Genomic DNA, 14,565 nt, shown 5'->3' on the forward strand with positions numbered 1-14,565 from the left:
AGCCGAGGACGTGATTTCGGCGCCTGGCTCGGGCTGGTGCCGAAGCAGACCTCAACAGGCGACCGCACGATCCTGGGCCGCCTGTCCAAGCGAGGTAACAGCTATCTGCGCTCGCTTCTGGTCCAAGCCGCCCGCGTACTGCTGCTCTGGCCGTCCAAGTGGCGCCAGCACAGTTTCGGGGCATGGCTCACGGCCGCGTCCGCACGCCTGCACCACAACGTACTGGCGGCGGCTCTGGCCAACAAGCTGGCCCGGATCGCCTGGAGTGTGCTGAGTCAGAACCGCGTCTATGAACCACGAACAGCGGTTGTAGTGGGGTAAGGCTGACACGAGCCTGAGCCCCAACTTAGCCGTTTGGAGCTCGCCGAGGTCTGCGAGGGGAGGACGAGATGGAGAACGGTCGCGCCGTCGCATCTGGGCTCTGGTGACCCGTTTGGCCATGATGGGCCGGTCCGCTTATGAGAACAGATGCGCGCGGATATCCATGATGGCCAGGAGCTTTGCTCCGCAAGGGCCGGATACATTAGCGCAAGACCAACCTCACCATGCCGAATTCCCTTGCGACGCACGGCCGGTCCATACAAATGGGTCAAACCAAGAAATTGAGCAGACCGAATGAACGTCTGCTCACCGCGGAAAGGCAGACATTCGAGTTACTTCCTCCTCGTGCCATTAAGAGACGTTCCGGGCTCACGGTTACAATTCCGCGAAGGATTCTCCGAGGGTCTTCTATAGCGCGGCAAACGGCGTGCCAGGTTCCGAGGAAGACGCTCGGGCTTTGATCCGCTCCGCGACCATGACTTGCAGGCGCCAGAGATTTCTGTCGGGAAGGGTTCCGCCTTGGCAGCAGCCGTGTCATGGCCTCGGTGCATGGCTGGGGACCATGAATCCCGTTGATCTGCGACGGGGACATAATACATTAGTCTTATCGCAGTGCATAAGAAACAGGCCAAGCAAGATGTTAGTCGCCATCCTCAGAAGCGTTGGACGTGAGATTTGGACCACCCTGGTCCGTACGGGCGAGCGTCGCGCAGCCCGCGCAATGGCAAACTCCAAGGGGGGCACCTACCAGTACTGAAGACGTCGCTCACCCGATCCGAGCCCGTCCGTTCGACGGGCTCATGATTTTGGTTGACGGCACTGGGGGCTGATGCGCCGAGGCTCAGGATGACCTGCTCTTGAGCCGTTTCCTGACTTCCTCAACGACCTTGCCCGGCGTGATGCCGAAGTGCTCGTACAGATCAGTCTCGGCTCCCGATGCGCCGAAGCCGCTCATCCCGATGAACCCTCCGTCCTCGCCGATGTAGCGGTCCCATCCCAGGCGGACGGCCGCCTCTACCGCCACGCGTACGGTTCCCCTGCCGAGAACCTCCTTGCGGTACTCCGCGTCCTGAGCCTCGAACAGCTCCCACGAGGGCATCGACACCACCGCCGTCGGGACCCCTTCCGACTCCAGTTGCCTGCGCGCCTCGACCGCGATGCCGACCTCGGATCCGGTCGCGAGCAGCGTCACCTGCCTGGGCCCATTCCCGGCTTCCAGCAGCACGTAAGCGCCACGGCGTGATCGGTTCTCCCCTGAGCCGTCGGTGCGCACTGGCTCCAGGGGCTGGCGGGCGAAGATGAGGCATGACGGCCCGGTCCTGTTGGCAAGCGCGATCTCCCAGCACTCCGCCGCTTCCACGGCATCGGCCGGGCGAAGGACGAGCATGTTGGGGATGGCCCTCAGCGACGCCAGGTATTCCACAGGTTGGTGCGTCGGCCCGTTGCGGCCGATGCCAATGGAGTCGTGACTGAACACGAACGGAACCGGCAGGCCCATCATGGCAGCGAGCCGAAGCGTCGGGCGCATGTAGTCGGAGAACACGAGGTAAGTCACTCCGACGGGCACGATCCCGCCATGGGCCGCCATGCCGTTCTGCATCGCGCCCATGGCATGCTCGCGGATGCCATAGTGGACGTAGCGTCCGCCATGGTCCGATGCCGTGAACGGTGCGAGCGCCCGCTTGTGCTTCGTCGCGCCCTCCAGGTCGGGCGCGCCCGAGATCAGTTCTGGGATGGCATCCGTCAAAAGGTCCACGATGTCGCCGGACAGCTTGATGCCGAACTCAGCCGACGGCTCCCGGGCGGCCCGCTCGCGGAGCGCCCGCAACGGTTCGTCCCAGCCGTCCGGCAGGCGTCCTTCCCGGAGTCGATCGAGGAGGCGACGCTGCTCGGAGGGCAACGCATCGACGCGGCTTTGCCACGCTTCGTACTCCGGCAGGCTCCGCCGACCGGCCTCGCGCCAGGCATGCAACGTCTCCTCTGGGATCTCAAACGGCGCATGCGGCCAGCCGAGGTATTGGCGGGCCGCATCGGCCCCTTCCCTGAAGATGCGTGCACTGTGCGCCGCGCGTGTCCCCTCGACCTGGGGCAACCCGCGGCCGATGACCGTCCTGCATTGGATCATTGATGGGCGCGGATCCTTCTTGGCGAGGAGGATCGCCGCCGACACGGCATCGATGTCGTGACCGTCGACCTCCTGGACATGCCATCCGCTCAGCCGGAAGCGCGCGGCCATGTCATCGCTCAGAGCCAAGTCGATCACCCCGTCGTCTGTCATCCGGTTGTCGTCCCAGAGGAAGATAAGCCTTCCAAGCCCCAGGTGGCCGGCCAGCGAGATGACCTCCTGCCCCACGCCTTCCTGGAGGCAGCCGTCTCCGACGAAGGCATAGGTGTAATGATCGATGATATCCCATCCGAGCCATTCGCGCAGGAACGCCTCGGCAAGCGCCATTCCGGCCGCGTTGGCGATGCCCTGGCCCAGGGGGCCCGTCGTGACCTCGATCCCGCAGCTCGGGTCGAACTCCGGATGGCCCTCGCAGTGGGATCCGAGCTCGCGGAAGCGCTTGATGTCGTCGAGGGTGATCTTCTCGTAGCCGCTCAGGTGCAGGAGGGAATACAGCAGCATCGATCCGTGGCCGTTCGACTGGACGACGCGGTCGCGGTCGAACCACAAGGGATCCTTCGGATTGAACTTGAGGTGACGCGTGAACAGGGCCGTCGCCGTATCGGCCGCGCCCAGTGGGGTTCCCGGATGCCCCTCTTCCACCCGCTCGATGGCGTCGATCGAGAGAAAGCGGATGGCATTCGCCATGGTGCGTGGATCGGTCATGTTCATGATGTTGGTTCCTCCAAGCTAGGCTCCCCGGGGAGCTCTTATCGATTCAGTCCGTTCGAGGGCGGGGTTGGTCCGGCATCGGTGTCGGCCGCGATGAGGACGGCCCGGAAGTCATTCACGTTGGTGAGCGTCGGCCCCGTGACGACCGTGTCGCCGAGCGCCTCAAAGAAGCCATGCCCGTCGTTTGCGGTCAGGCTGTCATGCGGGTTCACTCCCATGGCCCATGCACGTCCCAGGCTGTCGGGCCCCCAATAGGCCCCCGCCACGTTTTCCGATCCGTCGACACCATCGGTATCACCCGCCAGGGCATGGATGCCGGGTGCGCCCTCCAAGCCCAGGCCCAGCGACAGCAGGAACTCGACATTGCGTCCGCCTCGTCCGTGTCCCCGAACTGTGACCGTCGTCTCCCCACCGGACAGCAGGACGCACGGTGTGGCGAAGGGCTGCCCCTTGCCCGCAACCTGACGGGCAATCGCGGCCATGACCTTTCCGACGTCTCTGGCTTCGCCCTCGATCGCATTGCCGAGGATGTAGGCAGGAAGTCCATGCTCCGCTGCGACCGCAGCCGCTGCCTCGAGCGCCATCTGAGGGGTTGCGATCATCCTGACCTCGGCGCGCTCGAGACGTTCGTCGTTCGGCTTGATCGACTCGCCGCGCCCGCTGGTCAGGGCTTCCATGACCGCCGGTGCCGCCTCGATCCCGTAACGGTCCAGGATCGCGATGGCATCCTCGCAGGTGGTGGGGTCCGGCACCGTAGGTCCCGAGGCGATGTTGATCGGATCGTCTCCCGGGACGTCCGAAATCAGGAGCGTCACCACCCTGGCTGGATGGCATGCCGCGCCCAACCGACCGCCCTTGATGGCGGAGAGGTGCCGGCGCACGCAGTTCATCTCGCCGATGGTCGCCCCGCTCCTCAGCAGGGCCTTGTTGAGGGACTGCTTGTCCTCGAGCGTGATGCCAGACAGGGGCAGGGGCAGAAGCGCGGAGCCCCCGCCCGAGATCAGGCACACCACGAGATCGTCGGCCGTGAGCCCCTGAACCCGCTCGAGGATGCGGCGGGCGGCGGTCTCGCCCGCGGCGTCGGGTACGGGGTGGCTCGCTTCGACGACCTCAATACGGGTCGTTGGAACGCCGTGCCCGTAGCGGGTCACGACCAAGCCCTCCAGCGGGCCGGGCCATGCCTCCTCGAATGCATGCGCCATGGACGCCGAGGCCTTGCCGCAGCCGACGACGATGGTGCGGCCCTTCGGCGGATCGGGTAGGAACGGCCTGACCCGCTGGGCCGGGTCCGCGGATGCCACGGCCGCTGCGAAGAGGGCATGCAGGACGCTGCGGGGATCGCTCATCACGCGGCGACGCAGTTCCGGGGCGAGCCGGACCGGAACGCCTCGACGTTGTCGATGAGCTGGTCCGCCAGCGTCTGGATCGCCTCCTGGCTCGCCCAGGCGACATGCGGTGTCAGGATGAAGTTCGGTCGGGCAGCAAGCTTCATCAAAGGATGGTCGGCAGGTGGCGGCTCGCTCGTGACCACATCGAAGCCTGCCCCGCCGATCCGTCCGCTGTCCAGCGCCTCGGCCAGCGCTTCCTCTTCCACCAGTCCGCCCCGCGCAGTGTTGATGAGCAGCGGGCGACGCTCCATCATGGCGAACTCCCGGTGCGAGATCATGTTCTGGGTCGATGGCATAAGCGGGCAGTGGAGCGTGATGATGTCACTGGTGCGGATGACCTCGTCGAAGGGGGTGTACAGCGGCCCCATCCCTTCCGTGCCCTTGTAGGTGGAAAAGAGAGTGCGCATGCCCAGCGCCTGCCCGATCTCCGCCACCGCCCGGCCCAGGACGCCGTCCCCCATGATCCCGAGCGTCGACCCCGCGAGATCGCGGATCGGGTAATCGAAGAAGCAGAACTGTTGCGCTTCCTGCCAGCGGCCCCGGATGACCGCCTCCCGGTACGCGACGATGCTGCGCCTGAGGGCGAAGATCAGGGCGAAGGTGTGCTCCGGAACAGTATTGATCGCGTAGTTGAGGATGTTGGAGACGATGATCCCACGCTCGGCGCACGCCTTGAGATCGACGATGTTCGTCCCGGTGGCGGCCACGGCTATAAAACGGAGCTTCGGGGCCCCGAAGATGGCCTCCCGGTCGAGCGGCGCCTTGTTCGTGATGACGATCTCGGCATCCCGGATGCGCTCGGCGACCTCATCCGGCGCGGTCCGCGCATGGACCGCCAGGGAATGGGGAAAAGCCATCTCCCTCAGACGGGTCTCAGGCGAGAGCGTGTCCCGGTCGAGAAACACGACATGGGGGTTATCCTGAGGATGTGGCATCATTTTCTCCCTGCCATTTTATGGTTTTGCTGCTCGCGATCGATGAGGAGACCGGGGCGGCACCCGTCGGACCCTGCCCGCGCCGCCGTTCTGCGACGGTGGAAATCCATCCCGGGGCGCGTCGAAAGGCAAATGAATTCTTTACAAGGAACCATGAATGCGGCTCATGTTAGCGTGCTATGTCCTTGAAAGTGCCCTTATCTTCGCTGCGCGTGTTCGAGGCTGCCGCTCGGCAGCGGTCGTTCCAGGCTGCCGCCACGGAGCTGGGACTGACACCCAGCGCGGTGAGCCACGCCATCCGCAAGATGGAGGAGGCGCTCGGCGTCGTGCTGTTCGAGCGGGATGGCCGCGGGGTGCGCCCGAGCCCCGAGGGCGAGGCCCTGATGGGTCACACCGAACGGGCCTTCGAGGAACTGCGCCACGGGCTCGAGATGGTGTCCACGCGGGCCCCTCACCTGCTGCGCCTCCACTGCGCCCCGAGCTTCGCCACCCAGTGGCTCAGTCCGCGTCTTGCACGCTTCCTCTCCGAGAACTCCAAGATCGAGGTCCGGCTCTCGGCGGATACCAACTACACGCGCTTCGAGAATGACGAGTTCGACGCCGACATCATCTATGGCGTACCGCGGCAGGAAGGCCTCGTGGTCCTGCCCCTGGGCGAGGAAACGGTCTCGCCGCTCTGCGCGCCCCAGTTGGCCGAGACCATCGCGTCCCCTGAGGACCTGCTCCAGTATCAACTGATCCAGAGCGACAACAAGCAGGTGCGTTGGCCCGCCTGGTTCGCCTTGAACCGCACGAACCTCCCGTCCTCCTTACGCGGATCACGGTTCGACCGCAGCTTCCTGGCCATCGCGGCGGCAGCGGACGGGCTGGGCATCGCCCTGGAGTCCACACTCCTGGCCGAACGGGAGATCGTAAGCGGACGCCTCGTGGCGCCTCTCGCAGGCAAGACCAAGGACATCCGCTACGTCGGCCACTACCTGGCATTCCCGAAGCCGTCCAGGCAACGAGCCCCGATCCAGGTCTTCGCGCAGTGGCTCGCGCATGAACTGGGCATCGAACTCGTCCCCCTGCCTTGAGCGCTGGGACATCACCAATGATGAGCCAGATTCAAGATTTATTGCAAATAACTCGTTTGTTGGCTCATTGAGCAGCGTGGTACGACTGCCTCAACAAATAAGAATGTCTGGAGGAAGCGCGTGCCTGAAAAGGTTGGAACAGCCGGATAGAATATTGCTCCCCCTTGGAAGCGGGAGTGCGTGCAGCACCGTGTAGGGGTTGCTGCGACATCCGGGTTACCACACAGGCTACCGCCCTCCGATTGTCATTCCGCTCGATCCGGAGCGCCCTGGAGGAGGCCTAATGTTACTCGCCGATAAAGTCTGCATCATCACCGGAGCCGCCTCACAGCGCGGGATCGGCCGCGCGACCGCACGTCTCTTCAGCCAGCACGGCGGGCGCGTCGTGATCGTCGATCTCGATGACGGCCAAGCGAAGGCCGCCGCCGCCGATCTCGGCGAGGGGCATCTCGGCTTCGCCTGCGACGTCACGGACAAGCAGTCCTGTCTGGACGCCGCAGAGCGGGTTGTCGGCGAACTCGGCCGGATCGACGTGCTGGTGAACAACGCCGGCATCACGCAGCCGCTCAAGATCATGGACATCCAGCCCGACAACTACGATGCCGTCCTGGACGTCAACCTGCGCGGCACGCTCTACATGAGCCAGGCCGTCATCCCGCAGATGCGCGAGCAGCACTCCGGCTCCATCGTGTGCATGTCGTCGGTGTCAGCGCAGCGCGGCGGCGGCATCTTCGGCGGTCCCCACTACAGCGCGGCGAAGGGCGGCGTGCTCGGCCTAGCCAAGGCCATGGCGCGCGAACTCGGCCCCGATACCGTCCGGGTGAATTCGATCACGCCCGGCCTCATCCAGACCGACATCACGGGCGGCAAGCTGACCGACGAGCTCAAGGTGGAGATCGCTAAGGGCATTCCGCTCGGCCGTCTCGGCGTCGCCGACGACGTGGCCAACGCTTGCCTGTTCCTTGCATCTGACCTGTCGTCCTACATCACCGGCGCCGTGATCGACGTCAATGGCGGCATGCTGATCCACTAATCGGTGCCTGGGCGCCACCGGATTGCGCCCTCCAACCCTGGAGAGATCGATGACCACGAGCACCGGCGACGCTGGGCGGCAGGCGTCAAAGCCTCCCCTGTCCAACCTATCCCTTGCGGACCGCGCCTATCACATCCGCCGCCATGCCCTTCGCATGGGCGAGGTGCAGGGCCAAGGCTACATCGCCCAGGCGCTGGGCGTCGCCGACATCCTAGCAGTGTCCTACTTCCATGCGATGAAGTACCGGCCCGAGGATCCCGAGTGGGAGGAGCGTGACCGCTTCCTGCTCTCAATCGGCCATTACGCCATTGCCCTTTACGCAGCCTTGATCGAGGCCGGAATCATTCCGGAAGACGAACTCGAGAGCTACGGTTCGGATGACAGCCGCCTGCCCATGTCGGGTATGGCGGCCTACACGCCCGGCATGGAAATCACGGGTGGCTCGCTCGGCCACGGACTGGCGCTTGCGGTCGGGTTCTGCCTCGCCCTGAAGCGCAAGCAGTCGAAGTCCTTCGTGTATTGCCTGTTCTCCGACGGCGAACTGGGCGAGGGCTCCGTTTGGGAAGGCGCCTGGTCGGCCAGTCACTGGAAGCTCGACAACCTGATCGGCATCGTCGACGTCAACAACCAGCAGGCAGACGGTCCGGCCTCCGAGGTGACCGGCTTCGAGCCGCTCGCGGCTCGCTTCGAGTCGTTCGGCTGGCATGTGCAGCGGGTTAACGGCAACGACATTGATGCCCTCGTTGCCGCGTTCGACGCAGCCCGCAACCTGAACGAGCCGAAGCCGCGCATCATCATCTGCGACACCAAAATGGCTAAGGGCGTCCCGTTCCTCGAGGAGCGCGAGCGCAACCACTTTCTGCGGGTCGAGCCGCACGAATGGCAGAAAGCCCTCGAACTGCTGGACGCCGGGAGGACACCATGAGGCGCTCGAAATACACACGGCCCACCTGGCTCGGAGAACAAGGCGAAGGAGGACAGGGAACGGCGGACAAGCCGCGGCTGACTACTTCGGCGATGATCGCCTCGCTTGCCGGCGCGGACCAGCGCACGAAGCCCGCTCCCTTCGGCAATGCCCTCTCGGCCTTGGCCGAGACACGCCCGGAGATCGTCGGACTGACAGCGGATCTCGCGAAGTACACGGACCTCCACGTCTTCGCGAAGGCTCACCCGGACCGGTTCTACCAGATGGGCATGGCCGAACAGCTCCTGATCAGCGCCGCTGCCGGCATGGCGCGGGAGGGCTTCATGCCGTTCGCGACCACCTACGCGGTCTTCGCGGCGCGCCGGGCTTACGACTTCATCTGCATGGCGATCGCCGAGGAGAACCTCAACGTGAAGATCGTCTGTGCCCTGCCGGGCCTCACAACAGGGTATGGTCCGAGCCATCAGGCCACCGAGGATGTCGCGATCTTTCGGGGCATGCCCAACATCACCATCGTCGATCCCTGCGACGCGCACGAGATCGAGCAGGTGGTGCCAGCCATCGCGGCGCATCAGGGCCCCGTCTATATGCGCCTTCTGCGCGGAAACGTGCCTCTCGTGCTCGACGAGTACGGTTACACGTTCGAGCTTGGGAAGGCCAAGATGCTGCGTGACGGCAATGACGTGCTGATCATCTCCTCGGGCCTGATGACCATGCGCGCCCTCGAGACGGCAAAGGCGCTCTCGGGCGACAACGTCGACGTGGGTGTCTTGCACGTACCCACGATCAAGCCGCTCGACGAGGCCACGATCCTCAAGGAGGCTTCGCGAACTGGCCGCATGGTGGTCGTGGCGGAGAACCACACCATCGTTGGCGGATTGGGAGAGGCTGTCGCCGGGCTCCTGATGCGCTCGGGCGTGTTCCCAACCGCCTTCCGCCAGGTTGCCCTGCCCGACGAATTCCTCGATGCTGGCGCCCTGCCGACCCTCCATGACCGTTACGGCATCTCCACCAGAGCCATGACGGACAGCATCAAGGGTTGGCTTTAAGAGCGCTTGCCTCGGGGCTCATGAACCCGGGGCATGCAGTAGCGGATCAACCCAATCGCACACAACAACGAAGAAGCCCGCCAACGGGCATCATCCAGAAGGAAAACGCCCATGAAGACCACGATTTCACGCCGCACCCTTCTTGCCGGTGCCTTCGCGACCCCGGCCATCCTGACTTTCCCTCGGGGTGCTCAGGCTGCCACCAACCTCACGCTGGGCCACAACGCGGCTCCCGGCAATCCGCGCAGCATCGCGACGGAGCGTTTCGCCGAATTAGTCAAGGAGAGATCGAACGGCAACATCAGTGTCCGCGTTGCCGGATCCGAGCAGCTCGGCAACGAGCAGTCGCTGCTCACGAGCCTGCGGACCGGCGCCGTCAGCATGACCGTCAACAGCCAGGGCTCCACATCGGCGCTCATCCCGGAACTCGCAGCACTCGGTCTGCCCTTCCTGTTCGCGGACAGCGCGGCCGCCTTCAAGGTGCTCGAGGGTCCGATCGGCGAAGAGCTTGCCCAGCGCTTCGCCAAGGTTCAGATGGTGCCACTCGGCTGGTGGGACAACGGCATTCGCCACATCACCAACAGCAAGCGGCCAATCGTGAAGCCCGCCGACCTGAAGGGCCTCAAGATCCGCACGCCGCCGGACCCGATGACGATCGACATCTTCCAGGCGCTCGGCGCCGGGACCGAGCAGATCAGCTTCGGCGAGCTCTACATTGCGCTCCAGCAGGGCGTGGTCGACGGCCAGGAGAACCCGCTCACCAATATCGCGAGCTCAAAGCTTTTCGAGGTGAACAAGTTCATCAGCTTGTCAGGACACAAGTGGGAAAGCTCACCCTTCCTGATGTCGCAGATCACCTGGACCCGCCTGTCCGCTCCAGACCGGGAGATCATCAAGACAGCCGCCAAGGAAGCCGGCGACCTGCAACGCAAGTTGTTTGCTGAGAACGAGGCCAAGTACAACGCGGAGTTCAGGGCCAATTCGAACCTCGCAGTCAACGAGGTCGATAAGCCCGCTTTCCGGGAAGCCTCAGCCAAAGTCGTCGATACCTGGCGTGGAAAGCCCTTCGGCGACTTCGTCGACAAGTTGGTCAAGGCTGCCCAGGTCTGATGCCATGACCCGCGTCTCCCCCCTGCCTCACCACGATGAGCAACAACTGGCCACGGGGGGCGGCGCGCTTTCCATGGCCAACATCATCGATCGCTCTGTCGGCTTCATATGCCGTGCGGTGATCCTTCTGACCGGACTTGCACTCCTTGTTCTGCTGACGGCCAACGTCGTTGCTCGTTACGTGATGGAAAGCGGTGGATTTCGCTTCTCCCAGGAGCTTCCCGAGCGCCTCTTCCCCTGGTTCATCATGGCGGGCGTGGCACTTGCGGTTCAGAAGGGCGGCCACATGGCTGTGGAGTCACTGCTGGCTCGCCTCAGTAGCAGCGGCGCACGCGTCCTGCTGCTCGTCGGCTTCGTGATTATCATTGCCTCCTACGCCATTCTTGGCTGGGAGGCCCTCGGGGTCGCCGACATCGTGTCAATCGAGACAAGCCCCGTGCTCGGGCTGTCGAGCAGCTATAGCTACTACGCCCTCGCCCTCGGCTGCCTTGCGGTTATCCTGACCACGTTCGCGCTTGGGCTACGGGTCTGGAAGCTCGGCCCCGAGGCCATGCCGACCCCCGATCCAGAGGAGACCGGCATATGAGCATCATTCTCGTTGTTGTCTTCACGGTCTTGATGCTGCTGGCGATCCCCGTCGGGCACGCCCTCGTCATTGCCGCAGGCGTGACCTTGGCGTGGCAGGGCGATCTGCCGCTGATGATCGTCGCGCAGCAGATGTACCAGCAGACCCAATCCTTTCCGATGCTGGCCCTGCCGTTCTTCATGATGGCGGGCAGCCTGATGCTGGGCGGAAAGCTCGGGGAGAAACTCCTGGGCTTCGCCACCAAGGCGATGCAGCGCTGGCGCGGGGGACCTCTCTCGACCACCGTCGTGGCCTCCGTCGTCTTCGGCGGCGTCTCGGGCAGCGCCGTCGCCAATGCCAGCGCCCTTGGCTCCGTGCTCATCCCGTGGCAGAAGCGGCAGGGCTATCCGGCCGGGCTGTGCGCAGCCAACAATGCCACGTCGGCAATCATCGACATCATGATCCCGCCTTCGATCCCGCTCATTCTCTATTCTCTGGTGAGTGGCGTCAGCATCGCTGACCTGTTCACCGCAGGCATCCTGCCCGGTATCCTGCTGGCGGGTGGGCTCATCCTGACTTGTAGCCTCATCGCGCGGCGGCGTGGCATCCACTCGGAGGATCCGGCCGTCAGTCGGATAGAGCTCCTGAAGCTTGCAGTGCTGAGCGGTCCTGCCCTGCTGATGCCCATCCTAATCCTGCTGGGCCTCCGTTTTGGTATCGCAACGCCGACAGAGATCTCGGTGCTGGCGGTCGTTTACGCCCTTGCGCTGAGTGCCTTCTTCTACCGTGACCTGACGTGGAAGCGCTTCTATCACAGCCTGATCGAATCCGGCATCGCGACCGGCGTCGTCATGCTCGTGATCATGGGCAGCGCCATCGTGGGCTGGATTCTCACGTTCGATGAGGTTCCGATGCGCTTTGCCGAGTGGGTCACAGCCACGATCAGCAACCCGCTTCTGGTCATCCTGGCCATGAACATCCTGCTTCTGATCGTTGGCATGCCGCTCGATCTTCCGCCGGCTATCCTGCTTCTCGGGCCGATCTTCGTGCCACTGGCGGCGTCAATCGGACTGGACCCGGTGCAACTCGGGATCATCATGGTGCTGAACTTGGGTATCGGTCTTTACACGCCCCCGATCGGAACCACGCTCTTTATCTCCTCATCGATTGCACGAGCGTCGCTGGCTGACACCACTCGTGAGCTCTGGCCCTTCCTCGCCGTCTCCATGCTGGTTCTCCTTGCGATGAGTTATATCCCTGCCCTCACGCTCTATTGAGGCGGGAGGTGTCCGACCGGTCCGGTCGCGGCACCCTTCCCCGAGTTTCGCCTGCCACGAATAACCTGCCGAATATCGACAGCATTGGAATGGACGACATGACACGCATCGCTTTCGTCGGCCTCGGTGCCATGGGCCTGCCTATGGCGAGCAATCTCCTGTCGAACGGGTTCGCCGTCACCGGGTACGATCTCAATGCCAAGGCCCTCGACGCTCTCGAAAACGCCGGAGGCGAACGGGCGCTCACGGCCACCGAGGCGGCATCAGGGGCGGATATCCTGATCCTTATGGTGGTGAACGCCGCCCAGGCCGAGGCGGTGCTCTTCGAGGGCGGCGCCCTTGAATCCCTTCGGCCCGATGGCGTGGTGGCGCTCATGGCGACCTGCCCGCCAAGCGCAGTGGAAGCGATCGACGATCGCGTCCGCAATGCCGGACGCCGGCTGATCGACTCTCCCGTATCGGGAGGAGTTGCGGGTGCCAAGGCGGCAACGCTCACGATCATGGCCGCCGGGCCAAAGGACACGTTCGAGATGGCGAAACCTGCCTTTGACGCGCTCGGGGACAAGGTGTTCCACGTCGGCGAGCGCCCCGGGCAAGGCGCGATGGTGAAGACCGTCAATCAGCTACTGTGCGGCGTGCACATTGCCGTGGTAGCGGAGGCTTTCGCCCTGGCGGCGAAGGTCGGGGTCGACCTCAGGATCCTTTTGGAGATCATGAGCGGTTCTTCCGCTTCGAGTTGGATGCTCAAGGACCGCGGACCGCGCATGCTGGAGACAGAGCCGGAGGTGACGAGCGCGGTCGACATCTTTGTGAAGGATCTCGGCATCGTGCTGGATGCCGGCCGAGACGTGAAGGCAGCGCTGCCATTGGCAGCGGCGGCCCAGCAGATGTTTCTTGCGACCTCGGGGCGCGGAGACGGCAAGGCGGACGACAGTCAGGTCATCCGATCCTACCTTGCCTTGAATGGCATCAAGTAGACTTACATCGGTATTCTTCCTCCATCGAAGAAGCCCATTCTCTTGGGCCTCTGTCATGATGCTCTTCTCCCGCGGAGCGATGTGGAGGTCTCTTATGGGTCATTCTCTGCCGATCCCCTGCCCCACAGGAACGTCCGCTGTTCCTGCTTTGAGCCGACTTTCGTCTCACTTCCGGGATGTGCCGATTGCGTTGACAAAGTCGGCATCGAGACGGGCTGGAACAGCGCTGAAGCTTGCTTTATTGAGGTCAGGTCTGAGGTGAGGTGTGCCCTTCGGACGTTCTCAGGTTCCTTGGGTCATCTGAGGCTCTGATGGGGTGATCAGCTTGGCGAGCTTTCTGAGGTTCTGGGCGGTGGCTGCCAGCAGGAACTCATCCTGAGCCCCACAGGGACCGCGCAGCCGCAGACGGCCCATCTTCAGGATTCGAATGAGATGGGCAAACAGCATCTCGATCCGCTTGCGACCCTGACGCGACCGCTCGAAGGCTGGCGTTCCCCTCAAGGAGCGCGCGACCTCACGGGCGTGCTCATAGATGCTGCGTGTGATCCTGCGGGCCGGCGTATTGGGGCAGCAGCGCTCCTTCAGCGGACAGGGGCCACAGTCAAAGGTGCTGCCCAAGTAGAGCCGGTTCGTGCCTTCATTCACGATTCGGCCGCTGGTCGTCAGCGTCTTGCCCTCAGGACAGGTGTAGGTGTCCGTTTCCGGATCATACGTGAAGTCTGATCGTGAGAAGGTGCCGTCATGGCGCTCGGACTTGTTGATGACGGGAACATGCGGTTCGATCTTCTGCTCGTCCACGAGCCAGTGCAGCATCTCGGCCGAGCCATAGGCGCTGTCAGCCGCCAGCCGCTCCGGCTTGAGATCGAAGCGCTCAGCGGTGCGCTCCAGCATGGTGCGGGCGGCCCCCACTTCAGCCTGCCGCACCGCCCGGGAAGCCTCCACGTCCACGATCACGGCGGCCTTGAGGTCGATGAGGTAGTTGTCCGCATAAGCAAGGAAGGCGGGCCCGCGCAGCGCACCGGTCCACTGAGCCGCGGGATCAGAGGGTGAGACGAACTTTGGCTCAACATCGG

At 64.0% G+C, this 14,565-nt stretch carries 13 protein-coding genes; 9 read left to right on the forward strand and 4 right to left on the reverse strand.

Annotation, left to right across the window (positions count from 1 at the left end; translation table 11 throughout):
- The coding region (locus JKG68_RS26980) for a transposase (RefSeq protein ID WP_202064949.1) at nt 1-321 on the forward strand (321 nt) is incomplete at its 5' end.
- Between the two features lie 841 nt (nt 322-1,162).
- Here JKG68_RS26980 and tkt read toward each other — a convergent pair.
- Genes tkt through JKG68_RS26995 form a run of 3 tightly spaced genes read right to left on the reverse strand, consistent with a single transcriptional unit; the run spans nt 1,163 to nt 5,480 of the window.
- Nucleotides 1,163-3,157 carry a transketolase gene (gene tkt / locus JKG68_RS26985; protein WP_202064957.1) on the reverse strand — a complete coding sequence of 665 codons (1,995 nt, stop codon included), beginning with the start codon at nt 3,155-3,157 and terminating at the stop codon, nt 1,163-1,165.
- 38 nt (nt 3,158-3,195) lie between these two features.
- Nucleotides 3,196-4,503, reverse strand: a complete 1,308-nt coding sequence (locus JKG68_RS26990; RefSeq protein WP_202064958.1) for a glycerate kinase type-2 family protein — start codon at nt 4,501-4,503, stop codon at nt 3,196-3,198.
- On the reverse strand, nt 4,503-5,480 hold the full coding sequence (locus tag JKG68_RS26995) for a D-2-hydroxyacid dehydrogenase (RefSeq protein ID WP_202064970.1): 978 nt from the start codon (nt 5,478-5,480) through the stop codon (nt 4,503-4,505). The genes JKG68_RS26990 and JKG68_RS26995 overlap by 1 nt, the downstream gene beginning before the upstream one ends.
- 179 nt (nt 5,481-5,659) lie before the next feature.
- On the opposite strand from JKG68_RS26995, the gene JKG68_RS27000 reads away from it, so the two are divergent.
- From JKG68_RS27000 to JKG68_RS27035, 8 genes are all read left to right on the forward strand, one after another.
- On the forward strand, nt 5,660-6,556 hold the full coding sequence (locus JKG68_RS27000; protein WP_202064959.1) for a LysR substrate-binding domain-containing protein: 897 nt from the start codon (nt 5,660-5,662) through the stop codon (nt 6,554-6,556).
- Between the two features lie 283 nt (nt 6,557-6,839).
- The gene (locus JKG68_RS27005; RefSeq protein WP_202064960.1) at nt 6,840-7,589 is read left to right on the forward strand and encodes an SDR family NAD(P)-dependent oxidoreductase; all 750 of its coding nucleotides are present in this window, start codon (nt 6,840-6,842) and stop codon (nt 7,587-7,589) included.
- 49 nt (nt 7,590-7,638) lie between these two features.
- Nucleotides 7,639-8,514, forward strand: coding sequence for a transketolase (locus tag JKG68_RS27010; RefSeq protein ID WP_202064961.1), 876 nt, complete (start codon nt 7,639-7,641; stop codon nt 8,512-8,514).
- Entirely contained in the window at nt 8,511-9,563 is a 1,053-nt protein-coding gene (locus JKG68_RS27015) for a transketolase family protein (RefSeq protein ID WP_202064962.1), read from the forward strand. The genes JKG68_RS27010 and JKG68_RS27015 overlap by 4 nt, the downstream gene beginning before the upstream one ends.
- 111 nt (nt 9,564-9,674) lie before the next feature.
- The gene (locus tag JKG68_RS27020) at nt 9,675-10,673 is read left to right on the forward strand and encodes a TRAP transporter substrate-binding protein (protein ID WP_202064963.1); all 999 of its coding nucleotides are present in this window, start codon (nt 9,675-9,677) and stop codon (nt 10,671-10,673) included.
- A gap of 4 nt (nt 10,674-10,677) precedes the next feature.
- A complete protein-coding gene (locus JKG68_RS27025) occupies nt 10,678-11,259 on the forward strand; it encodes a TRAP transporter small permease (RefSeq protein ID WP_202064966.1) in 582 nt (193 codons plus the stop codon).
- The gene (locus tag JKG68_RS27030; protein ID WP_202064967.1) at nt 11,256-12,515 is read left to right on the forward strand and encodes a TRAP transporter large permease; all 1,260 of its coding nucleotides are present in this window, start codon (nt 11,256-11,258) and stop codon (nt 12,513-12,515) included. The genes JKG68_RS27025 and JKG68_RS27030 overlap by 4 nt, the downstream gene beginning before the upstream one ends.
- Before the next feature lie 89 nt (nt 12,516-12,604).
- Nucleotides 12,605-13,492, forward strand: coding sequence for an NAD(P)-dependent oxidoreductase (locus JKG68_RS27035; RefSeq protein ID WP_202064971.1), 888 nt, complete (start codon nt 12,605-12,607; stop codon nt 13,490-13,492).
- 282 nt (nt 13,493-13,774) lie between these two features.
- Here JKG68_RS27035 and JKG68_RS27040 read toward each other — a convergent pair.
- On the reverse strand, nt 13,775-14,565 hold a 791-nt coding region (locus JKG68_RS27040; RefSeq protein ID WP_202064968.1), incomplete at its 5' end, for a transposase.

Origin of the sequence: Microvirga aerilata (assembly GCF_016743775.1) — a bacterium.
Taxonomy (GTDB): Bacteria; Pseudomonadota; Alphaproteobacteria; order Rhizobiales; family Beijerinckiaceae; genus Microvirga; species Microvirga aerilata.